This window comes from Pseudoalteromonas sp. SR44-5 (assembly GCF_014163675.1).
Taxonomy (GTDB): domain Bacteria; phylum Pseudomonadota; class Gammaproteobacteria; order Enterobacterales; family Alteromonadaceae; genus Pseudoalteromonas; species Pseudoalteromonas rhizosphaerae.
Window position 1 is genome coordinate 54,375 of the sequence record NZ_JACJDT010000018.1, and the last position, 24,182, is coordinate 78,556.

Consider the following 24,182-nt stretch of genomic DNA (forward strand, 5'->3'; position numbering starts at 1 on the left):
TAACAGAGTATCTTAGGCTGTTTTTTTAGTAAACAATTGAGCGGTAAAGGCGTAAGCCATACCGCTTAATAGCCCACCTAAGTGCGCCCAGTTAGCCATACTTACAAACAACATGTCAGCAAAGCCTAATACCAGCCAAATCAGCATAAAACCAATAATACCATTAGTTACTAAAGCCGGCTGTTGCGGGTTCAATGCCCGATGGATCCAACAAAACCCAAGTAAACCATAAACAACGCCACTTAAGCCGCCAAAGTTAGGGCCAACCATAATAAACTCAGCCCAATTACTAAATAGCGCGGTCACTAAAAAAAGACCTACTAAAGTACTTTTACCACTGAGCTTTTCAATACCATCGCCTAGCATGATCCACCACATAATATTAAACACTAAGTGCACAGCAGTAAAATGCACAATTGCAGGTGTAAGCCAAGTTAATGGTTGATCGGGTTTAAACTGTAATACGCTATAAATTGACTCAAAGCCACCGAGTAAGAAGGCAATGTAAATACCTACACATAATAAAGTGACCGTTTGGTTTAACCAGCTCAATGCTTTAAAGCGTGCTTTTAAATTTAATTCTTGGCCTTGATAGCTCAACGCTGACTGCGTACTTCCTACTTGCCAAGATGCCTCTTGATAACGGGCATGATTGGGGTTTTCTACAAACGCTTGCCATAATGGCTGAGCTTGATGGAAATGCTCTGGGGCAACACAAATAATTACCGTTTTTCCATCTTGCGATCGAAGCTCGCCCTGTAAGCCTTGGCTTTTTATATAATCAATAAAGCCTTGTGCTGCACGTGGATTATTTATACTACCCAGTTCGATCATCGTTCCACTTGCTCCGGCAATTGGGTTTCCCACTGGGTAAAACCACCATCCATACTGTATACATCTTCAAAGCCTTGCTCAGCTAAGTAGCTGGCTGCGCCTTGTGAGCTCATACCATGATAACAAACAATAATAATTGGCTGATCAAACTCTTTGTTCATCATAAATTCGCCAATATTGGCATTTGATAAATGCTCTGAACCCGGAATATGCCCTGCTTGATACGAATTAGGATCGCGAATATCAGCAATCACGACATCATCTTTATTAAGTAGTGCTTGAGTTTCGGTAATTGAAATATGCTTAAATGCCATAGTACTCTCTTATAATTACAAAAAAGGCGACAAATGCCGCCTTTAATTCTCTTAACAAGTGGATAATTAATCCCAGTTAAGAATTACTTTCCCCGATTGGCCTGAAATCATCATATCAAAGCCAGCTTGGAAGTCATCTATTGAATATTGATGAGTGATGATTGGGTTTAGATCGAGCCCTGACTGAATAAGACTGGCCATTTTGTACCAAGTCTCAAACATTTCACGGCCATAAATCCCTTTGATCACTAAGCCTTTAAAAATCACTTGGTTCCAATCAACCGCCATATCAGATGGTGGAATACCTAGCATGGCAATTTTACCACCGTGATTCATGTTATTTAACATGCTATTAAATGCAACCGGTACGCCTGACATTTCTAGACCAATATCAAAGCCTTCTGTCATACCAAGCTCTTTAATAATATCTTCAAGCTTTTCATTAGCCACATTAACTGCACGCGTTGCGCCCATTTTACGCGCAAGGTCTAATCGGTATTCATTGACATCGGTGATCACTACATGACGTGCGCCAACATGTTTTGCAACTGCAGCAGCCATAATACCAATTGGGCCTGCACCTGTGATCAATACATCTTCACCCACTAAGTCGAATGACAGTGCTGTGTGTACTGCATTACCGAATGGGTCAAAAATAGAAGCTAACTCATCACTGATATTGTCTGGAATTTTAAATGCATTAAACGCTGGGATCACTAAATACTCGGCAAAAGCCCCCTCGCGGTTAACACCGACACCAGTGGTGTTACGGCATAAATGAACACGCCCAGCGCGACAGTTACGACAATGGCCACAGGTAATATGCCCTTCGCCCGATACTCGGTCACCAACACTAAAACCGCGAACTTCTTGACCCATATCAACCACTTCACCGACATATTCATGACCTACTACCATAGGCGTAGGAATAGTGTTTTGCGCCCACTCATCCCACTTATAAATATGTACGTCAGTACCACAAATAGCGGTTTTACGAATTTTGATTAATAAATCGTTATGCCCAACTTCAGGTTTTGGCGCATCCGTCATCCAAATACCTGGTTCTGCTTTTAATTTAGATAATGCTTTCATGAATCACACTCAATAAAAAAACCGCTGCGAAGGCAACGGTTTAAAATAAATTAATTAGATAATGCCCATTTCTTTACCAATACGGGTAAAGGCGTCAATTGCGGTATCTAATTGCTCAATGCTGTGCGCAGCAGAAATTTGTGTACGAATACGCGCTTGGCCTTTTGGCACCACTGGGAATGAAAAACCAGTGACGTAAATACCTTCTGCTAATAACTTATCAGCCATTGCCGACGCAACTTTAGCATCACCTAACATTACTGGAATAATCGCGTGATCTTTACCCGCACAGGTAAATCCAGCCGCTTCCATTTGCTCACGGAAGTATTTAGCGTTTGACCATAACTTAGCACGCAATTCACTGCCATTTTCGAGCATTTCTAATACTTTGATTGATGCTGTAACGATTGAAGGCGCTAATGAGTTTGAGAATAAATATGGGCGAGAGCGCTGGCGTAACCATTCAACTATTTCTTTTTTACCTGATGTATAACCACCCGATGCACCGCCAAGCGCCTTACCTAAAGTGCCGGTAATAATATCAACACGGTCTAGCACGTTGCAGTACTCAGGTGTGCCTTTGCCGTTTTCACCGACAAAGCCAACGGCATGAGAGTCATCAACCATAACAAGTGCATTGTATTTATCAGCAAGGTCACAGACCGCTTCAAGATTACAAATAACCCCATCCATTGAGAACACACCATCGGTGGCGATTAATTTTGTTTTTGCACCCGCTTCATCGGCAGCAATCAATTGCTTTTCAAGATCTGCCATATCATTATTTGCATAACGGAAGCGCTTTGCTTTACATAAACGAACGCCATCAATGATAGAAGCATGATTTAACGAATCAGAGATAATCGCATCATCAGCGCCTAAAATTGTTTCAAATAAACCGGTATTGGCATCAAAACATGATGAATATAAAATCGTGTCTTCAGTTTCTAAAAATTCACTGATCTTCTTCTCTAATGTTTTATGAATGTCTTGTGTACCACAAATAAAGCGTACTGACGCAACACCAAAGCCATGGTCATTTAAGCCGTTTTGTGCAGCCTGGATCAGCTCAGGGCTATTCGCTAAACCTAAGTAATTATTTGCACAGAAGTTAATAACTTTATCACCAGAAGCAACTTGAATTTGTGCTTGCTGCTGCGAAGTAATAATACGCTCATTTTTATATAAGCCTTCGGCTTTTACATCTTCAATTTGCTGCTGAAGCTGAGTAAAAAACGCAGATGCTCTCATCTGTAATCTCCAAATTATTGAACGGGGTGAGCGTACTTAAGTTAACACGGCTCATCTTTGTGGCTATTGTAAAAGTTTAGTCAAACAAATGCACTGTTTGTAGTTCATCGCAGAAATAAGGAACTGACAACTTATGCTGCCAGTTTACATTGGGCTATAGCAATATTGAGGGTAAGTCTGCTAACGAATCACAAACATGATCTGCCGAGTCGATGGCTACCGCATCAAACTCCTGCCCGGATCGTACAAGCACCCGAGTGCCAATAACCGCTTTACTTGCCGCTTGCATGTCGCTTAGTTTGTCTCCAACCATAATGCTGCAAGCTGGATTGATATGATGATCAGCGATACCTTGCAGTAACATGCCCGGAGCTGGTTTACGACAATCACACTGTTTGAGGTATTCGGGTAATGCTTTTTTCGGGTGGTGTGGGCAAAAGTAAACATCCGTCACCTTTACTTGATGCGCAGCAAATTGGGCTATCATCCACTGTGTTAAAGCGTGAAAATCCGCCTCTGAATAGTAACCACGGCCAATACCAGATTGATTAGTCACTATGATCAGTTTATAGCCTGCATCCGCAAACGCCTTACATGCAGTAAATACGCCTGGCACAAATTCAAATTTATCCGACTCATAAACATAACCATGATCGATATTAACCACGCCATCACGGTCTAAAAATAAGGCTTTATTGATATTGCTCATAATTGCTCTTTCTCAACCACAAGGTCAAACATCAAAGCTACTTCATCAACACTTATTTGGCTCATTAGATCACTGCCTTTAACCCGCGTACCCCAAGGTAATCGCTCAGCGGTTTTACCAGTTTGCTTGAGTAAGTTTTGGTGATACACCTCAACCACGTAATTTTGATATAAATAGGGTCCAGTGCGTTTCGGGTTTGAGTGGGCATATAAACCAATAACGGGAGTGCCTACGGTGACGGCCATATGAGCAGGGCCTGTATCAGGTGCTAATACCAATGCAGCTCGTTTAAGTACGCAAAGCAACTCTTTGAGTTTGGTTTTACCCACTAAATTAAGGATTGGCGTTGTAGTGGCTGCAATAATGTCATCACTGAGCGTCACTTCAAGCTCTGTCGGGCCACCCGTGATCACCACATGAAACCCTTGCTTGTAGGCATGTTCTGCAAGCTTAGCATAGCGTTCAGCCAGCCAATTGCGTTCTTTTTTACTGGCAGCTGGAGAAATCACAAAAATTCGCCCCTCTAATCGCTCCGTACCAAGTAATTCATCAGCATTACTTTGATCATGTTCGCTGACTGGCATTTGCCAGTTTGGTTGATAATCAGGTACACCTATCGCCTGCGCAAAGCCTTTAAAGCCTTCTAACACATGAGCCTGCTGCTGTGGTGCAATGCGCTGGTTAATAAACAAGCTATGCAATTCTTTTGAGCGCGCCCAATCAAAACCAATTTTAACTTTTGCAGGAATACAACGCGCCACTAAGTTAGCTCGAAGTGCCACTTGCATATGCAGCAACACATCAAACTTACGCCCTTTAAATTGTTGTTTTAATTGCTGATAGGCTGCTTTGCCTTGTTTTTTATCAAACACCACCAGCTCAACACCGGGTAAATCAGCTAGTAACATGGCTTCAATTTTGCCGACCACCCAGGTAACTTTTGCATTGGGGTGCGCTTTTTGAATTGCCTGCACTGCAGATACGCCATGGCAAACATCACCAATTGCTGAGAGTCTTAAAATACAAATATCTGAATAGGTGGTTGAGTCAGTCACAGGTGTCCTTTGCTTTATGCTGGATAATTACCATGATCTTAAATTAACCACCCACTATTGCAAGCACTTATGCTCGGCTTTAAAACAGGTTAAGATAGCACTATCACCTGCAATAAAATAAGTACGCCATGTTTAACCAGCAAACCATCAATGAACACATTATTTTAAGCCATCCTGAGCATAGTGCCGAAATTAGCTTAAATTGGTTTGATAATGAATATTGGCAGCAGCAAGGAAAAATTGTCGGCGCCAAAAAAGGTCGCGCAACTGCATGGTTTTTCTGCCATAACGGGCTAACAGCAGTGCTCAGGCATTATTGGCGTGGCGGTTTAGTGGGTAAAGTGCTAAGTGATCAATATGTGTTTTTTGGACTGGAAAAAACCCGTGTTTACCAAGAGTTTTCATTAATGATGAAACTGTGCGAATTAGGTCTAAATGTACCAAAGCCGATTGCAGCTAAAATATCGCAAGCTGGCTTAATTTACCGTGGCGATATAATTACTCAAGCTGTTGCAGGCGCACAAAGTGTGCTTGATATATTAAAACAACGTCCCTTTAGCGCACAAGAGTTAATTAAAGTAGCACACACGATTGCGGATTTTCATAATCATGGGGTGTATCACGCTGATTTGAATATTAACAACATTCTATTTGATGAAACGGGCGAGATATACATTATTGACTTTGACCGCGGTGAACTAAAACTCCCCGCCAGTAATTGGCAACAAGCTAATATGACCCGCCTTGCTCGTTCGTTTCATAAAGAGCAAGGCCGAAATAAAGTAATGCATTGGCAAACTACAGACTGGCAGCAGTTACACACAGCATACCAGTCCACTCTTAAAATATAGCCGTTAAGCCTTTATTTTACTGATCACTTTTGACGTAGAGCAGCCATTTAAAAACTCAAGTACTTCAACTTTTCCGCCATGGCGAAGTACATGATCAGCGCCTGCAATTTGTTCAACAGTGTAATCTCCACCCTTTACTAAGATATCAGGACTGATCAGCTCAATTAATTTAGCGGGTGTATCGTTTTCTTCAACTGCACCAAATGGAATTACCCAATCAACTGATGCCAAAGCGCTCAGCACCATAGCACGCTCATCAAGCGGGTTAATAGGGCGCTCTGGACCTTTTAAACGCGTTATTGATTCATCATTATTTAAACCGACGACTAGACGATCTCCACGTGCTTTGGCTTGTGCTAAGTAACGCACATGCCCCGCATGTAAAATGTCAAAACAACCATTGGTGAACACGATAGTTTCACCATTTTGCTTTGCAAACTCAATATGCTGAAGCACATCATCAAATGGGGTTTGATAATGCTCACCGGTTTTTTGTAAGTATTGACCTAACTTACGACTTAACTCTTCAGGCGATACCGTAGCTGCCCCTAATTTACTCACTGCAATTCCAGCCGCAAGGTTAGCAATTTCCACTGCATCTTTAGGCTGCATTCCTGCACCTAACATCACCGCCAGAGTTGCAATAACAGTATCACCAGCACCGGTAACATCACTGACTTCAAGCTGTTGCGCTGCAAAATCGTGTTTTTCATCGGCACTAATAAGTGACATACCTTGCTCTGAGCGAGTCAATAGCATGGCCGCGATCCCTGCATCGCTGATCAGTGCTCGAGCACTGTCTGCTAAATGCTGTTCCGAATCTGTTTTACCACCGGCAAGCTTAAATTCATTCAAGTTAGGAGTAATAAAATCAGCACCGCGATATAAGTTTAAGTCTGAGGATTTAGGATCAATTAGAACTGTTTTTCCAGCACCTTTAGCAAGTTTTATCATTTGCTGGATCAAGCTTAATGAGCCTTTATTATAATCTGAGAATAAAACAAAGTCGTACTCATCTAATACTAATTCCAGACGGTTTAAAAGTAGTTGGCTGTGTTGCTCAGTAAACATCTCTTCTAAGTCAAGTCTAACGACTTGTTGATGACGGCTAATCACACGCATTTTTGAAATAGTTGGCAAATCACAAACACTGACTAATTGTGAATCTATACGTTCATCAGCAAGAATTCGCTCTAAGATTTGGCCGCTTTCATCTTCACCAATTAAACCCAACAAGCCAACTTTACCATCTAAACGGGCAATATTTTTTGCCACGTTTGCGGCGCCACCGGCTTTATCTTCAAATTTACTTACTTTCACTATTGGCACAGGTGCTTCTGGCGATATGCGCCCTGAATCACCATGCCAATAACGGTCAAGCATCACATCACCAACCACTAATATTTTAGCGTTAGACAGGTTTTTTAATAACGCTAGATCCATTACCTCTGCCCCGCTACAACCATATCAATGGCTTCACATAACCAATGACCAATAAACATATGCGCTTCTTGAATACGTGCGGTTTCGTCATCTTTAATAATAATGGATAATTTAGCGATATCTTTTACTTTACCGCCATCGCGGCCTGTAAATGCAACTGTATAAGCGCCTATTTCATTTGCAGCAGCTAGCGCTAAGTTAATATTAGCGCTAGTACCAGAGGTAGTTAAACCAATCACTAAATCCTCAGGCTTACATAACGCAAGAACTTGACGCTCAAAAACTGTATCAAAGTGATAGTCATTACTATGCGCAGTTAAGATGGAAGTGTCTGTTGTTAGCGCCATAGATGCTAATGGACCACGTTCTAATTTGTAGCGTACGACAAACTCTGCAGCTAAATGCTGAGCATCTGCTGCGCTGCCACCATTACCAAACCAAACTACTTTTCCACCAGCTTGCAAAGTACTGTGGCAAACTTCAAGCAATTGCATTACTTGAGGGTGGTATGTTTCCATCGTTTCAAACAATACTTGGTGACGGGTTAAACTTTCAAGGTAGCTGCTCGCTACAGAATCAATATTAGACATGGGTAATCCTCTCAAAATTAGTCTGACTAGCTACTACCAAAAAAGTGCCACTGACAACCACGTATAGTTATCACCAAAGACATCTTCGCCGTAAGTTAAAGTTGTTTCAATATTATATTCATGCCACTTTCGGTTATTACTGATTTGTAACTCGATCCCTTGTTCATATTGCTCACTTACTACACCAAACTCATCAACATGACCACTTTCATTATCGAGCAAAGTGAATTTCGCACGCCAAAAAGAATCCGATATTGCTGCATAGGTGGCTTCTAAACTATGTATACGTGATGGAACAGCATCATGTAAATAACGTTGATCAGCGGCATAGTGGCCAATAACAAAACCATCTTTAGTGTTACCATAAGTAGGATATATATAATTTCTATACCATTGACTGTGCATATTAGTATATTCGTAGCGAAGTGAGATATCGCTAGTTAATTGAGGTAAGAACACGCCATAATTATAAACAATATTACCGAATTGGTAGTTTTTGTGTTCTTTGGTATCTTCGCCGCCATACTCAAAATAAAGCTCTGCCGGCATACCCCAATTAAAGTTCACAACACTCGTTATTGAAGCAAACTGGTCGCCAAGTTCATTATCAGGGCCCCCCGCTATTGCACCATTATCATTACCTGCAGGGTCAAAGAATGCTTTAACTACATCGCTAAAACCAACATCACGTGGCCCACCACCAAATTGCATCATACGATTCATGCCGATTTTCCACCCCTCTACAGGCTCTAAACTAATATGTGTGCCAGCTAAGCGAGGTGTGCCATCGTGCAATTCATCTTGATATCTAATGCCTTTTTCAACATGTTCAAGCTCGGAGTAATAAAGCTCAAAATCAAAGTTCCACCAGTTATGGGCTGGTGCCACCATCCCTAATGAAATAGATGGCGAGGTACGCGCATTAGTAGAGATAATCTGAGCTGACTGCTTAAACGGCGAAAACCAATGCTCTTTATAACCAATATTTAACTGCAGGTCATCACCGGCAAAGCTGACAAAACTGTTATAATTAACGAATTTATTTTGCTTCGCGCGATAATCGACTCCCACTTGCATCAAGGTATAGTCATTAGGACGCCAAATACCCTCAAAGAACACTTGCCCCCATTCATCAGAGCTCACACCACGTTGATTGGCAAGTTTAGTTGCATTGCTGCCATCAGCACGCAGCTTAACACCTACTCGAGTAATATTATCGCTGCCTTGATAAGGCTTAATTTTAGCACGTATTGCCGCGACTAAACTTGGCTGTACATTTTGCAATTTAGCAAGCGCAGCTTCAACTTCCGTTAAGCGGTAAGGCTTTGTCATCGGTGTGCCTGACGTCAAGGCAAATAACGTATCGAGCTGATGATCAAGCTGTGCATCCATGCCAATTGGTAAGTAAGCAGTTGGTGTTGCAAGTGAAGGCAATGCGCAACTCATAAAACTGGTTAATACCACGGCTTTTATCAATTTGAATTTCATAACGACTGTATTTTTCATAATGGTAGTTAAATATTACCAAATTAGCTGCAACTAAACACCCAAAACTCTCTGTTCTAACGCTTTTTAACAATTTCGCATTTTGCTTAAAGGGTATCCGCGTTATCATTAGTGTTTATAATTCGAGGCTGAAAAATGGCACGCTTTTTTTATTCACTGATTCTTTATTTGCTAAGTCCTCTCATAACCTTTTATTTATATATACTTAGAGGTAAAAAGAACGCAGGTTATCGCGCGCACTTTGCTGAACGGTTTGGCTTCATTACAGTAAAAAAAACCTCACAAGAAAGTACAGTATTAAAAGGTAATCTAATAGTGATCCACTGCGCTTCAGTTGGTGAAGTACTTGCTGCAACGCCTTTGCTTAAAGAGCTACAATACCAACAGCCAAGTTATTCATTTATGATAACCTGTAACACCCCCACAGGCCGTGAACAAATACATAATAATTTTAAAGACTCGTTACAGTGCGCCTATTTACCTATTGATTACCCTTGTGCTACAGCGCGCTTTTTAAAGCGTGTTAAACCCACGTTAATATGTATTTTAGAAACCGAACTTTGGCCTAATCTTATGGCGCAGTGCAAACAACAAAATATTCCTGTACTGGTACTCAATGCGCGGCTTTCAGCAAAATCGCAACAAGGTTATCAAAAAGTAGCGCCATTAACTAAGGTTATAATGCAATCAATTTCCGCTTTAGCTAGTCATAATCATGAAGACGCTAAACGCTTTATTGAGCTTGGCCTCAATGAGCAAAAAGTGCATATTACTGGCTCAATTAAATTTGATATAAAGCCAACTAGCGAGCAGTTAGACAAAGTCGATACCCTAAAAAGCCAATACAATAATCAGCGTTTTATCTGGGTTGCCGGTTCCACGCACCCTAGTGAGCATGAGCTGATATTAGCTGCTCAGCAGCTGCTGCTAAAACAGATTCCAGATGCACTGCTAGTTATTGCGCCGCGCCACCCAGAACAATTTGATAAGGTCGCCACATTGCTTGAAGACTCACCATTAAGCTTTAGCCGCCGCAGTAAAAATAACTATCAAAGCGAGCAAGTACTCCTTGCTGATACTTTAGGTGAATTGCAATGTTTATATGGTATGGCCAACATCAATTATATTGGCGGCAGTTTAATTGCACGTGGCGGGCATAACCCTCTCGAGTCAGCGGCATTTTCTGTCGGTGTTTTAACAGGCCCGCATACCTATAATTTCAACCATGTTTACCCTGAACTGATTGCATCAGGTGGGTGTATACAAGTAAGCGATACAAAGATGTTAGCGGAGCAACTATACGAGCTTCATCAACAACCAGCGTTTTGCCAGCAGCTAGGTCTACAGGCAGCACAATGTGTTGCTAACAACCAAGGCGCCATCGCGAAAACGATCGCCATCATTAACAAGTTTTTAGAGCCACACAATGACTGAACAAAAAAAACTAACCTTACCAGAACAACAAACCCGTTTATGGGTAGCTAATGTCATTGTTAAATATAACTTTTGCCCCTTTGCCCGTAAAGAAGTTGAAAATAATTGCATTCATTATCAAACCAGCCAAGCAACCAGCATTGATGATGCTGTGATGGAGATGATCGAACAATGTATTGAACTTGATCAACAACCGGCTCGAGAGACTACATTATTGATGTTTGAACAAGGCTTTACTGACTTTGAGGAATTTTTAGATTTAGTGGATTTAGCCAATGCGCTATTAGTTGCCCAAGGCTTTGAAGGTAAATATCAAATAGCCAACTTTCATCCTGACTATGTGTTTGCTGATAGCGATGACAATGATGCAGCAAATTACACTAACCGCGCGCCTTTTCCTACCTTACATCTAATTCGTGAGGCTAGCATGAGTGCAGCACTTGATGATTATAATGAACCTGAATCAATTCCAGATCACAACATCAATTTAGCTCGCCGAAAAGGCATCGACTTTTGGCAACAATTACTTGCTGGATGTAAAAAGCCGAGTGCTTAATCACTCAGCTTTTAGTAAAAAGGAATGTTACTTTTTAACCCATTCTCCGTTCACTTCAACAAAGTGACCCGATTGGGTTTTTTCAATCGTTTTAGCAGCTGCCAGCGCTTCTACTTGAGAAAGCGACAAGTTGTTCTTTTTAGCGAGCTTTAAATATTGTGCTTTACGTTTAGCATTAATTTCATCGACAACCACTTTTGCCTCTGCATTTTGCACCACAAGGCCTAAATAACCCGAGCTGTCCTCACCCACTAGCCCTTGATTTTTTGCATCATCTAACGAAATGGCCCAAGCCGAAAACGACAAACACACCGCACTTAATAAAGTGACAATGCTTAGTTTTTTATTTTTTACTATATTCATACTTGCTCCTTAAAATAATTCGCTGTCATCACTAAATAAACTGTCGAGTTCTCTATCAACTTTTACGCGGATTTCATGATCGACCTTAACATTTAAGTTAATTGTAATAGGTTCCTTAGCGGCCACCTCAACACGATGCGTACATGCACTGAGTAATCCCAATGCGGTTAATATTACTAACCATTTAGTCATTATTACTTCCTTTTGTTGAATACTCTTGTTCAACTTTTTGCGTAATTTCATCACTTAAGCGCAGTGCTCGTAATAGTGTGAACACGTTCTCTTCATGATTATAGTTAAAATTAACTTGCTGTGCTTGCTGTTGATTATACCCTTGCAAATTAACGCCTAAGGTCATCCAGCCGTCAGGTTTTAAGTTAACACTACTTTTAATACTCTGAATATCTAAATTTTCAAGCAAGCCAAGTATAGGCCCTAACTCTTGTTGTTGAGCCTTTACCGAATTAAAAGCTGCATTATCAGTGATAAGTAATTTAGCAGCACCTTGATTAACAAGCTGCCCACCTTTAACCTCAATACCTGCTTTTGTGAAATAAACAGGCAAGTGTCCAGCTACATTTCCAGTTAAGCTAATACCCGATTTAGCATCAAGGGTAATGACCTTGCTAGCATCTATATTGTCAAATGTAACTAATGCTTGTTGCGGCTCTTCTGTAAGGCGATATTTATCCAGCAAAAAATGCCCTCCCATAACCTTCCCTGTAAGCTCCGTAACAGCAAGTTCATTTGCCTGTACTTGCCAAAACCCTGTTAGCTGCTTCACCACAGCACCAGCTCGTAATTCATTTAGTTCAAATGTAGAAGGCACAACATTAAGCTGCCCTGAATCATAACGACCTGTAAATTGAGTATTAAAATGCTTAGCAAGGTAATCTGTGTATAAACCACTTACACCGACTAGCTGTAAAGAGAGATCGGCCTGTTGCAGATTAATATCACCAGCAATACGGCCACTGACTTTACCATCTGTTAAGGTTGCAAGCGGCACAAATTGATGAAGCAGTGGGTTAAGCTTAGTAACTAACTGCTCTGAAATTATCACCTCAAATGGATGAGCTGTGCTTGTTATATTATGCATTGCCACAAGCTCTATCCCCTCTACATATATATGATGAGATGCTTGCAGAGCACGACTTTGTAAACCTGTTGAGCTTATACGAATATCGTTAAGTCGTAACTCTTCCGTTTGTAGCTTGGCTAACTTTGTTTCACTAGTTAAATCAAAAAACAATTCTCCTGCTGACAAACTTCCTGCAGCAGTTAGCTGATTCGTCAGCTGAGATAGTTTAATACTCCCCATATTAACAGTATCAATCTGACTCGATAAGCTAGCGGTTAAGTATTGATTACTTTGTAGCTTCGCCTTAAAAGTTGCTTGGTAATTATCAATACCAATATCATGCACTTTTAATTGCCCCAGCGCTAATTGTGCTGACAATTCGAGAGCAGGCTGTGCAGCCAATATGCTATTTATTGAAAAATGCCCTTGTGCACTAATATGCTGCGCATCAACATCGATAAAATCAGGCAGCGCAGCCACTTTTAACTGATAGTTACCATCAATATCACTGCTAACAACACTCGCGGCTATATCTAATAATGCAATATCATCACTCGAAAACGACAACGCGAATTGTGCCAATAGGGTTTCTAAAGGGTTCTTTATATCAACCGCTAACTGTTTAACATTCATGAGCAGTTGTGATCCTGCCTGCAATGTTAGCTGATCTAATGTCAATTGAGTGTCTTGCACAATTATCTTACTAGGTAAAACTAATCGCCAATTTAACGGTATTTGCCGAGTAACAAATTGCTGCTGTGCATCATCATCGATAACACCAGCCAAACTTTGTAAACACTCATTTTTGCCATTGAGTGTTGTTGCTAATTGCTGAGCATCTAGGGTTAATGTTTTTGAATTTAAGTTATAGTGACTGCTGACTTTGCCACTACTTTTAATTGTCATCGAGCAGGTATTAATGGCGTAAGTGAAATCAGCACCTAGCTGAGTATCTATATCGAGTACAATACCATCAAAAGCGAATCTATGTTGGCTAGTTAAATTAAGTCCTGCAATCGAGTTTACAGTCGCGGCCTTAACTGTAGAAAGTAGTCGCTCATCAAGCTCAATATTTCCTGCCAACTTGGTATTTTTAACGTCAACCTCAGCTTTCACATCACCAGTAACAACAAACTGATTTAACACCGGCTCATTTATGCTGATAATAAGTGGTTTTTTTAATTGAGACTGAGTGATCACTAAACGTTTTAGGTGTAACAACGGGCGAGCTTGCGGTAACGCCAAAGCAAGCTTTTTAGCCACACTAGGCTGAGTCGAAGAATCGGGAGTTACCAGTATTAAATTTGCACGGTTAACCGTGATGTTTTGAGTATTGGCCGTAATATCAGCTAATTCAAGCAACTGCCCTTGATAGCCAATACATGCTCGCTGTACATGGAGATCCAGATTGGTTGTTAACGACCAATCCAAACAATGCAGTTCAACTCCAGCTTGATGCAGTGAAGGAGCAACAAAATGCAAGGTGATCGGCATGCGAAAAATATAACCAAGTGAAAGTACACTTAGCACTAGAATTAATAACCCCCAACCTACACGCTTAAACATATTATCCTTAAAATACCTTTGACCTTTGACCTTTGACCTTTGACCAGCATAAACAAAAAAGGCTGCATAGTGCAGCCTTTTATTCTAGTACTAGATAATGAATCTAGTGTGTATAAATATAGTTTAACCTACATTTTTACGTGCATTGCGGAACATACGCATCCATGGGCTATCTTCGCGCCACTCATCTGGGTGCCACGAGTTAGCAACCGCACGGAATACACGTTCAGGATGTGGCATCATTACTGTAGCACGGCCATCAGCTGAAGTAATACCTGTGATACCTTCTGGCGAGCCGTTCGGGTTAGCAGGATATTGTGTCGTAGGGTTACCGTAGTTATCAACAAACTTAACCGCTACAGTACCTGACTCAAGCGCTGCTTTCACTGCTGCATCATTAGCAAACTCAGCATGACCTTCACCGTGAGACACAGCGATAGGCATACGAGAGCCCGCCATACCGTTGAAGAATACCGAAGGATTCTCTTGCACTTCAACTAAGCTAAAACGTGCTTCAAAACGTTCCGATTTATTTGTCACAAAGCGTGGCCAATGTTCAGTGCCAGGGATCAACTCTTTTAATGTTGATAACATCTGACAACCGTTACACACACCTAAACTAAATGAGTCTTGGCGCTCAAAGAAGCTTTGGAACTGCTCACGTGCCATATCATTAAATAAGATTGATTTAGCCCAACCTTCACCAGCACCTAACACGTCACCGTAAGAGAAGCCGCCACATGCCACTAAGCCTTTAAACTCTTCCAGACTTAAACGCCCTTCAAGAATATCGCTCATGTGTACATCAACTGCCGCAAAACCAGCACGGTTAAATGCAGCTGCCATTTCTAAATGCGAGTTAACACCTTGCTCTCGTAAGATAGCCATTTTAGGCTTAGCGCCTGTCGCAATATACGGTGCTGCCACATCTTCATTTAAATCGAAGTTTAGTTTAACGTTAAGACCAGGGTCTTTAACATCAAACTTTGCATCAAATTCTTGCTTAGCACAATCAGGGTTATCACGACGTGCTTGCATTTGGTAGGTGGTTTCTGCCCAAATAGTACGTAATTCAGTACGCGTATTACTAAGTACAGGGTTACCAGCGCGGTTAAATACCACACTGTCGTCACTGTTAAGTGTGCCAATTTCATGGCTGATTGCAGCAATGCCATGCTCAGCAAATACTGCATTCACGACCTCTAAATCACTGTTAGCAACTTGGATTACCGCACCGAGCTCTTCATTATAAAGTGCTTCAATGTCAGAACCTGTTAAACCATCTAAATTAACAGTCACACCAGTATGACCCGCAAATGCCATTTCAGCCACTGTGGTAAATAAACCACCGTCTGAACGGTCATGATAAGCAAGTAACTTATTATCAGCGACTAACGCTTGCATTGCATTGTAAAAGCCTTTTAGTAATTCAGGGCTATCTACATCTGGCGTTACATCACCTAATTGCTTATAAACTTGCGCTAAACTTGAAGCACCTAGTCGGTTTTTACCTGCACCTAAGTCAACCAAGATAAGTGAGGTTTCACCTTTATCTGTACGTAGCTGCGGAGTAACCGTTTTACGTACATCGTCAACACGACCAAACGCGGTGATAATAAGTGATAATGGTGCGGTTACTGACTTCTGCTCGCCATTCTCATCCCACTGGGTTTTCATCGACATAGAGTCTTTACCCACAGGGATGGTTAAACCAAGCGCAGGGCAAAGCTCTTCACCCACCGCTTTAACTGCTTCGTAAAGACCCGCATCTTCGCCAGGGTGACCAGCTGCTGCCATCCAGTTAGCAGACAACTTAATGTTTTCAAGCGGTCCAATGTTAGCACAAGCAATATTGGTTAATGATTCAGCTACGGCCAAACGTGCTGATGCGCCGTAATTAAGCAATGCTGCAGGTGTACGCTCACCAAGAGACATTGCCTCACCATGGTAAGTGTCATACGTTGCTGCAGTTACGGCACAGTTAGCAACTGGCACCTGCCAAGGACCAACCATTTGGTCACGAGCAACTAGCCCTGTTACTGAGCGGTCACCAATTGTGATCAAGAACGTCTTTTCAGCAATCGCAGGTAAACGTAATAAACGTGTTGCCGCTTCACTTACGTCAATATTTGTAGTATCCAGCGCTTTACCAATAACTTGTTGAGATTGCGCTTCACGGTGCATTTTAGGTGCTTTGCCTAATAACACATCCAGTGGTAAATCAACGGGGTTGTTACCAAAATGGCTATCTGCAACGGTTAAATGACGCTCTTCAGTCGCTTCACCAATCACTGCATATTGCGCACGTTCACGCTTACAAATGGCTTCAAAACGGTCAAAATCTTCAACCGCGACAGCAAGTACATAACGCTCTTGAGACTCGTTACACCAGATCTCATGCGGTGCCATGCCCGGCTCATCATTTGGAATATCGCGCAGTTGGAATTTGCCCCCACGACCACCGTCATTAACAAGCTCAGGGAATGCATTTGATAAACCGCCCGCGCCGACATCGTGAATAAACGCGATTGGGTTAGCATCACCTAACTGCCAGCATTTATCGATGACTTCTTGACAACGACGTTCCATTTCTGGGTTTTCACGTTGCACTGATGCAAAATCTAAATCTTCATTTGATTGGCCTGACGCCATTGATGAAGCGGCACCGCCACCTAAACCAATGTTCATCGCTGGGCCACCTAACGCAATCAACTTAGCGCCAACAGGAATTTCACCTTTTTGTACATGGTCAGTACGAATATTACCTAAACCACCGGCAAGCATAATTGGCTTGTGGTAACCACGCACCTCAAGGCCATTATGACTGATTACTTGCTCTTCATAAGTGCGGAAGTAACCGACTAAGTTTGGACGACCAAACTCATTATTAAACGCAGCGCCACCCAATGGGCCCTCAGTCATAATATCTAATGCTGTAACGATACGAGCAGGCTTACCAAAATCAGTTTCCCACGGTTGCTCGTAACCAGGAATACGTAAGTTTGATACAGTAAAGCCAACTAAACCTGCTTTTGGCTTAGAGCCACGGCCTGTTGCACCTTCATCACGAATTTCACCACCTGAACCGGTAGCAGCACCAGAAAATGGAGCAATCGCAGTTGGGTGGTTATGGGTTTCAACTTTCATCAAGATTTCAATGTTCTCTTGATGATATGCATATTCACCTTCAGCATTTGGGAAGAAACGACCTGCTTTCGAACCTTTCATTACTGCGGCGTTATCTTTATAAGCAGATAATACGTTTTCAGGGTTTAGCTCGTAGGTATTTTTAATCATTTTGAATAGCGATTTAGGCTGAACTACACCATCAATGGTCCAATCTGCATTAAAAATTTTATGACGACAATGCTCTGAGTTTGCTTGTGCAAACATAAATAATTCAATGTCGTTCGGGTTACGCCCTAACTTTTGGAAGTTTTCTACCAAGTAATCAATTTCGTCATCAGCAAGGGCAAAACCTTGCTCAACGTTTGCAGTTGCTAGCGCTTCACGGCCGCCGGCTAAAATGTCAACTGATGACATTTGACTCGGTGCATCAGTACGGAATAACGTCGCAGCGTCGTCCATTGCGCTGTGCGTTGCTTCGGTCATGCGGTCATGTAATAAGGCTGCAACTTGATTTAATTGCTCAGCGTTTAAGTCACCTTCAACATAATAAGCGATGCCGCGCTCAACACGGTGTACTTGAGTTAAGCCACAATTATGTGCAATATCCGTCGCTTTTGAAGCCCATGGCGAGATTGTGCCAGGACGAGGCGTTACTAACACCAAAGTGCCTGCAGGTGTATGTTCGGCAATCGTTGGACCATAGGTAAGTAACTTCTCAAGCTTAGTTTGCTCATCACTTGACAGCTGTGCGGTTAGATCTGCAAAGTGTGCATACTCAGCGTATACATTAGTGACTGGAAGTTGCGCCTGTTGGCAACGGGCTAAAATTTTCTGAACTCTAAAATCGGAAAGTGCTGGTGCACCACGAAGGATCAACATAGGTATTTTCATCCGGGGTTAGGGATTGAACGATATTTTAGGCGGGTATTATATACTCAAGTAACTCGGAAATACAGGTTAAGCAGGGAATTAAAATTGCAGCAAGAGCGCTATAAGTTAGCATCGTTTATTGCTAATTATACCTAGTGGCAGATGAAATATAAAACACAGTAAAGTCATCTATGACAAATCGCCAAGTGACGTCATCGCAAAGTTTTGATATAAGGGTGTAATAGCATTCAAGGGGCACAGTATGTTTAAACAAAAGCTAATAACAATCATTACGTTAGTAATGCTTTTGTGTGCCTGCGATATGCAACAGCAGCAATCTCAACTCAGCCAAATAAAAACTCAAAACAAAATCAGAGTAGGTACGTTAGCTGGAGCAAGTAATTATTATCAAGCAGTGCAAGGTGAACAAGGATTTGAATATGAGTTAGCGCAAGAGTTTGCAGATCACCTTGGGGTTGAACTGGAGATGGTGCCATTTTTTAACTTATCCGACATGTTTTCACGCTTAGATAGCGGCGATTTAGACTTAATAGCCTCTGGTTTAACGTACAATAAAGTACGCGCCCAAGATTACCGTTTTGGCCCAACCTATCGCACAATTAGCCAAAAACTGGTTTATAAACAAGGTAGAGTAAGACCTCGTGATTTTGATGATCTAACCGATAACCTGACAGTACTTGCCAAAAGTAGCCATTCATTGGCACTGCAACAAATTAAACAAACTCACCCCAATTTAAATTGGCGCGAAACAGAAGATCTCGACGAAGAAGAGCTATTACAAGCAGTGATCGATGGTGATATTGATTACACTCTTGCCGACTCACATACCCTATCGTTGTTTCGTCGCTATCACCCTAATCTTAGTATTGGTTTTTCTGTTACTCGTAACGATCCCATTGCTTGGCTGCTGCGCAAAGACGGCGACGATTCGTTATATGCGTTAATGGTGCCGTTTTTTGGTGAAGTAAAACAAAGTAATCAGCTTTATGTACTTGAAGAAAAATATTTTGGCCATGTCCGCCAATTTAACTACGTTAATACCCTTGCCTATATTGAAGCAATTAAAGAAACACTGCCAAAATATCAACCTTGGTTTGAGCAATATGCAGGCAGCCTAGATTGGCGATTACTTGCAGCTTTAAGTTATCAAGAATCAATGTGGAATCCGCGAGCAAAATCCCCCACAGGAGTTCGTGGTATTATGATGCTCACTCGTGATACTGCAAAGCAGGTCGGCGTAACTAATCGTCTTGCTCCTGAGCAAAATATCAAAGGCGGCGCAGAATATTTGACGAAGCTAGAAAAACGAATTCCCGACCGCGTTCCTCAGCCAGATCGTACTTGGCTAGCTTTAGCATCCTATAATATTGGTTGGGGTCACGTGAACGATGCTCGTATTATTACCGAGCAGCAAGGTGCTAGCCCTGATAAATGGGCTGATGTGAAAAAACGCTTACCGCTATTAATCAAAAAACGTTACTACCGTAAAACCAAGTATGGCTATTCGCGCGGTGACGTTGCAGTCAAGTATGTGGATAATATTCGTCGTTACTACGATGCACTAGTTTGGTTAGATGAAAATGACGCGATCAGCACACCGACTACTGAACCCGATGATGCTGAACAAATAGATCAACCTACTACCCAAGCTGCTGATATTAAAAATCCAAAGCCTGCCACAATACAAACCACGGTCTCCCCAGCAAAAGATGACAGTATCGATGAGCAAGCACCGCAAAAAAAAGATAACGGCGAACAATAAAAATAACTTTAAATGCGATAGGTACGCGCAAACTAAAATATCTATTTACTTGTCATCAAATGATCACTAATGTGTAGTATCAAGTATATAATTAACTTATATCTTTTCTCACTCTCACATTTTCAGGAGAAACCATGCTGAAACGTCGGCGTACACATTCGTTCAAACGAAATGTTATTTATTCATCATCTACCCGTCGCAGAATAATGCTGCGTAATCTACATAGAAAAGTAATTTGGCGTCGCAGAATGTTTGCAATGCAACAAATGGCAGAGTTAAGCATTGCAGCACCTGCAGGTTAAGCCTTCAGGTCACGCAAAGCTTTCTTTGCAGCTTTTATTTCTTGACGGCGGCGTTTAAAAAAATCAGAAATAGTTTGCCCACATAACTCACCTAGTATTCCGGCCTCAACTTCAACCTGATGATTTAATCTAGGATCTTGTAATAGATTCATAATAGAGCCTGCTGATCCTGTTTTTTCATCCGCAGCACCAAACACTAAACGTTTGATACGACTGTGTACTAGCAACCCGGCGCACATAGAGCATGGCTCCAACGTGACGTATAAAGTACAATCAATCAAGCGGTAATTATTAACGACCTTGCCACCTTCGCGTATCGCAATCATCTCTGCATGAGCAGAAGGATCGTTATCGGTAATCGAACGATTGTAGCCAGCTGCAATCAACTGATTATCTTTGACCAGTACAGCACCGACAGGAATTTCATTCAACTGCTCCGCTTTTTTTGCATACTCTAGAGCTTGCGCCATCCAATATTGATCGTTCAATTGTTCACTCATTGACTTAATCTTTAACTAATTATTGTTTAATTATACTCACTTAGGCCATTAAAACGCTAAATATACTGATTAGTGATAAAAATAAAACAAATTAAAACAGCTTTAACATGGCTCACCCCGTGCGATTTACGATATAATCTCTCGCTTTTTTTATTTAGCTCACAACACACGGGTAGCAAATGAAATTTCCTGGACGCCGCAGGCATAAACATTATTTTCCAGTGGAAGCCAAAGATCCACTTACTAATCAACTCAACGCCAGTGATAAGTTGCAACGCAGCTACATCACAGGGATAGATCAAATCGTAGTTGATATAGAAGCTAAAGTCGATCAAGCTTTCCTTGACGAATTTCAACTGCGCCGAGGTATGTCGCAAGTTATTGATAGTGATATAACCAATGCATTATATGACCGCTTAAAACTCAACGATATGATCGATTATGAGTTTGCAGGCGGTACTATCGGCAACACTATGCACAACTACTCAGTATTAGCGGATGACCGCTCTGTACTACTGGGTGTGATGAGTGAAAACATTAAAATTGGTAGCTACGCTTATCGCTTTTTATGTAACACCTCAAGTCGTGTCGATCTCGACTACTTACAACCGGTAGATGGTCCGATCGGTCGCTGCTTTACACTCATTGACGATACTGGTGAACGTACTTTTGCCATCAGCGCAGGGCTGATGAACCACCTACGACCTGAATCAATCGATCAGGAGTTAATAGAGAACTCATCGGCATTAGTGATCAGTGCTTACTTAATGCGTACGCAAGGTTCTGAGACGATGACAGAAGCAACAATGCAAGCTGTCAAATATGCCAATGATGCTGGCATCCCTGTCGTACTCACTCTTGGTACTAAGTTTTTAATCGAGCAAGACCCTACTTGGTGGGCTAGTTTTGTTGAAAAACATGTTGATATTTTAGCAATGAATGAGGAAGAAGGGCTGGCAATAACTGGCTTTGAAGACCCTCTACTTGCTGCTGATAAAGCACTTGATTGGGTAGATTTAGTGATCTGTACCGCAGGTGAAAAAGGCTTGTTTATGGCAGGCTACATCGATGAGCAATTTAAACGAGAAACAGAATACCCATTGCTGCCTGGCGCAATACCAGATTTCAATCGTTATGAGTTTTCGCGCGCTATGCGCAAAGTTGACTGTCAGCAGCCAATTCGTGCATACAGCCATACAGCGCCATTTATGGGTGGTCCAGACTCTATTAAGAACACCAATGGTGCAGGAGATTGTGCATTAGCGGCGGTACTACATGACTTATCGGCAAATGTTTACCATAAGCTCAATGTTGGTAATTCAGCTAAACACCAGCAACCGGCAATGACCTACTCATCATTAGCACAAATTAGTAAGTATGCTAACCGTGCCAGTTTTGAGGTGTTAGTACAGCATTCACCGCGCTTATCTCGTGGTTTACCTGAGCGTGAAGACTGCCTCGAACAGGTTTATTGGGAGCAGTAACAACTCCCAATACATATTAGTTAAAAAATAGAGATATCAAGTTTTTTAGATAGCAGCTCAAGGGCTGCTATTCCTGCCACCGAGTTGCCAAATGAATTTAACCCAGGCGACCATACTGCCACTGTAAACTTATTCGGTAACACCGCTAATATAGTGCCCGATACTCCTGATTTACCCGGCATACCAACCCTATAACCAAAATCGCCCGCCGCATCATAGAGGCCGCTGGTAAATAATAATGAGTTGAGCTGTTTGTTTTGCAGACTTGAAAGTACGCGTCTATTAGACACGTTATCTATCCCTTTATTGGCCAGAAAGTTATATGCTTTAGCCAATTCGACACAATTGAGCTCTATTGCACAAAAATTAAAATATGCCCATAACACATCATCAACTTCGTTTTTAAAGTTACCAAAGGACTTCATTAAATGCCCCATTGCAGCATTACGATGACGAAATTCATACTCAGAATTAGCGACCTTCTTATCAATCACTATGCCCTTATTTCCAGACAATAACCTAAATGTTTCTAACATTGAATGCATAGGTGCAGACAAGCGGCTATATAACGCATCACAGGTAACGATAGCACCGGCATTTATGAAAGGGTTACGCGGTATACCCTTTTCAAACTCAAGCTGAGTCAAAGAGTTAAACGCAGTACCTGACGGCTCTTTGCCGACTCGTTGCCATAATTCATTACCATAGCGCTGCAGCGCTAACGTTAACGTCATTACTTTAGAAACAGATTGAATTGTAAAGCGTTGCGAGCAATCGCCTGCGCAAAATGTCTGGCCATCAGTCGTATATATAGCAATAGAAAATTGGTTAGCATCAACCTCAGCCAATGCTGGAATATAATCCGCCACTTTACCTTGTGATAACAGTGGTTGCACCTCAGCGGTAATTTCATTTAAGACTTGTTGATAATCAGAGGTAGGCAAGGTAACCCTCATTGGCATTGAAAACAGAAATAAAATTCTACCATATTAGAAGAAAAGCAGACTGACTTTATTACTCAAATAATACCTAATAAAACACGCTTACAGTCACTTATGAATAATGCTGATTTGCCTTTTACTTACAAAGAGTGCGAGCTTGCATTTTTCTTATGGGTAGCGCGAGTTTTTTAAGATTAAAAAGTGGCAGTACACGCATGTCAAAGGTTAACACTGACGGCTCGAAGCCAATAGCTTTCCTGCAGACGTAAAAAAGCCCGACTATTGCTAGTCGGGCTTTCTCAATTTGGAGCTTGGCGATGTCGTGGTGCCCACAGCGGTAGAGTGCCACATAGCAAATGTATAGAGTAGGCTTTAGGCTCTTATTCTTTTCCTTTAACCTATTATACCAATCTGCATAAAGATTAAGTCAATTTTATCCAGTCTCTAGAGCATATGCTTTTAACCGTATCAGGAACAGAAATGAATTTATTCCACGCTTGCGAAACCTGTTCGACTATTTCTTCATAA

General features: G+C 41.6%; 21 protein-coding genes. 6 read left to right on the plus strand and 15 right to left on the minus strand.

The window, feature by feature from the left end:
* Positions 1-12 precede the first annotated feature (12 nt).
* From glpG to H5154_RS11820, 6 genes are all read right to left on the minus strand, one after another.
* Entirely contained in the window at positions 13-834 is an 822-nt protein-coding gene (gene glpG, locus H5154_RS11795; RefSeq protein ID WP_182718400.1) for a rhomboid family intramembrane serine protease GlpG, read from the minus strand.
* The gene (glpE, locus tag H5154_RS11800) at positions 831-1,148 is read right to left on the minus strand and encodes a thiosulfate sulfurtransferase GlpE (RefSeq protein WP_145235068.1); all 318 of its coding nucleotides are present in this window, start codon (positions 1,146-1,148) and stop codon (positions 831-833) included. The genes glpG and glpE overlap by 4 nt, the downstream gene beginning before the upstream one ends.
* Before the next feature lie 66 nt (positions 1,149-1,214).
* Positions 1,215-2,240 (minus strand): L-threonine 3-dehydrogenase, encoded by a 1,026-nt coding sequence (gene tdh, locus H5154_RS11805; RefSeq protein WP_182718390.1) that lies wholly within the window; start codon positions 2,238-2,240, stop codon positions 1,215-1,217.
* A gap of 54 nt (positions 2,241-2,294) precedes the next feature.
* Positions 2,295-3,491, minus strand: coding sequence for a glycine C-acetyltransferase (locus tag H5154_RS11810; RefSeq protein WP_145235063.1), 1,197 nt, complete (start codon positions 3,489-3,491; stop codon positions 2,295-2,297).
* A 154-nt stretch (positions 3,492-3,645) separates the two neighbouring features.
* Positions 3,646-4,200 carry a D-glycero-beta-D-manno-heptose 1,7-bisphosphate 7-phosphatase gene (gene gmhB, locus H5154_RS11815; protein WP_182718391.1) on the minus strand — a complete coding sequence of 185 codons (555 nt, stop codon included), beginning with the start codon at positions 4,198-4,200 and terminating at the stop codon, positions 3,646-3,648.
* A complete protein-coding gene (locus tag H5154_RS11820) occupies positions 4,197-5,255 on the minus strand; it encodes a glycosyltransferase family 9 protein (RefSeq protein WP_182718392.1) in 1,059 nt (352 codons plus the stop codon). The genes gmhB and H5154_RS11820 overlap by 4 nt, the downstream gene beginning before the upstream one ends.
* A gap of 128 nt (positions 5,256-5,383) precedes the next feature.
* Here H5154_RS11820 and H5154_RS11825 point away from each other — a divergent pair, with 128 nt between their 5' ends.
* Positions 5,384-6,106: a 3-deoxy-D-manno-octulosonic acid kinase gene (locus H5154_RS11825; RefSeq protein WP_145235056.1), complete on the plus strand. Its 723-nt coding sequence runs from the start codon at positions 5,384-5,386 to the stop codon at positions 6,104-6,106.
* Positions 6,107-6,109: 3 nt separating this feature from the next.
* Here H5154_RS11825 and hldE read toward each other — a convergent pair whose 3' ends face one another.
* Genes hldE through H5154_RS11840 form a run of 3 tightly spaced genes read right to left on the minus strand, consistent with a single transcriptional unit; the run spans position 6,110 to position 9,627 of the window.
* Complete coding sequence (gene hldE / locus H5154_RS11830; RefSeq protein ID WP_149981403.1) at positions 6,110-7,549, minus strand: bifunctional D-glycero-beta-D-manno-heptose-7-phosphate kinase/D-glycero-beta-D-manno-heptose 1-phosphate adenylyltransferase HldE; 1,440 nt, start codon at positions 7,547-7,549, stop codon at positions 6,110-6,112.
* Entirely contained in the window at positions 7,549-8,139 is a 591-nt protein-coding gene (locus H5154_RS11835) for an SIS domain-containing protein (protein ID WP_182718393.1), read from the minus strand. The genes hldE and H5154_RS11835 overlap by 1 nt, the downstream gene beginning before the upstream one ends.
* A 33-nt stretch (positions 8,140-8,172) precedes the next feature.
* A complete protein-coding gene (locus tag H5154_RS11840; protein WP_182718394.1) occupies positions 8,173-9,627 on the minus strand; it encodes a capsule assembly Wzi family protein in 1,455 nt (484 codons plus the stop codon).
* Between the two features lie 153 nt (positions 9,628-9,780).
* Here H5154_RS11840 and waaA point away from each other — a divergent pair, with 153 nt between their 5' ends.
* Both waaA and H5154_RS11850 read left to right on the plus strand, forming a co-directional pair.
* Entirely contained in the window at positions 9,781-11,079 is a 1,299-nt protein-coding gene (gene waaA, locus H5154_RS11845) for a lipid IV(A) 3-deoxy-D-manno-octulosonic acid transferase (protein ID WP_182718395.1), read from the plus strand.
* The gene (locus H5154_RS11850; RefSeq protein WP_182718396.1) at positions 11,072-11,635 is read left to right on the plus strand and encodes a DUF1415 domain-containing protein; all 564 of its coding nucleotides are present in this window, start codon (positions 11,072-11,074) and stop codon (positions 11,633-11,635) included. The genes waaA and H5154_RS11850 overlap by 8 nt, the downstream gene beginning before the upstream one ends.
* Positions 11,636-11,662: 27 nt before the next feature.
* Here the strand turns inward: H5154_RS11850 and H5154_RS11855 are convergent, their stop codons facing one another.
* The 4 genes from H5154_RS11855 to purL form a co-directional block, all read right to left on the minus strand.
* A complete protein-coding gene (locus H5154_RS11855) occupies positions 11,663-11,998 on the minus strand; it encodes a YdbL family protein (protein WP_149981407.1) in 336 nt (111 codons plus the stop codon).
* Between the two features lie 9 nt (positions 11,999-12,007).
* Positions 12,008-12,190, minus strand: coding sequence for a YnbE family lipoprotein (locus H5154_RS11860; protein WP_149981408.1), 183 nt, complete (start codon positions 12,188-12,190; stop codon positions 12,008-12,010).
* Entirely contained in the window at positions 12,183-14,645 is a 2,463-nt protein-coding gene (locus H5154_RS11865) for a YdbH domain-containing protein (protein ID WP_182718397.1), read from the minus strand. The genes H5154_RS11860 and H5154_RS11865 overlap by 8 nt, the downstream gene beginning before the upstream one ends.
* Before the next feature lie 123 nt (positions 14,646-14,768).
* A complete protein-coding gene (gene purL, locus H5154_RS11870) occupies positions 14,769-18,653 on the minus strand; it encodes a phosphoribosylformylglycinamidine synthase (protein ID WP_182718398.1) in 3,885 nt (1,294 codons plus the stop codon).
* Between the two features lie 253 nt (positions 18,654-18,906).
* Here purL and mltF point away from each other — a divergent pair, with 253 nt between their 5' ends.
* A complete protein-coding gene (gene mltF / locus H5154_RS11875; RefSeq protein WP_259398501.1) occupies positions 18,907-20,427 on the plus strand; it encodes a membrane-bound lytic murein transglycosylase MltF in 1,521 nt (506 codons plus the stop codon).
* A 134-nt stretch (positions 20,428-20,561) separates the two neighbouring features.
* Positions 20,562-20,729: a hypothetical protein gene (locus H5154_RS11880; protein ID WP_169020230.1), complete on the plus strand. Its 168-nt coding sequence runs from the start codon at positions 20,562-20,564 to the stop codon at positions 20,727-20,729.
* Here the strand turns inward: H5154_RS11880 and tadA are convergent.
* Positions 20,726-21,229, minus strand: coding sequence for a tRNA adenosine(34) deaminase TadA (tadA, locus tag H5154_RS11885; RefSeq protein WP_145235034.1), 504 nt, complete (start codon positions 21,227-21,229; stop codon positions 20,726-20,728). The genes H5154_RS11880 and tadA overlap by 4 nt on opposite strands.
* 179 nt (positions 21,230-21,408) lie before the next feature.
* Between tadA and H5154_RS11890 the strand changes: the two genes are divergently transcribed.
* Positions 21,409-22,713, plus strand: coding sequence for an inosine/guanosine kinase (locus tag H5154_RS11890; protein WP_145235032.1), 1,305 nt, complete (start codon positions 21,409-21,411; stop codon positions 22,711-22,713).
* A 20-nt stretch (positions 22,714-22,733) separates the two neighbouring features.
* Here H5154_RS11890 and glsB read toward each other — a convergent pair whose 3' ends face one another.
* Positions 22,734-23,657, minus strand: a complete 924-nt coding sequence (gene glsB, locus H5154_RS11895; protein WP_145235030.1) for a glutaminase B — start codon at positions 23,655-23,657, stop codon at positions 22,734-22,736.
* Positions 23,658-24,182: the final 525 nt, after the last annotated feature.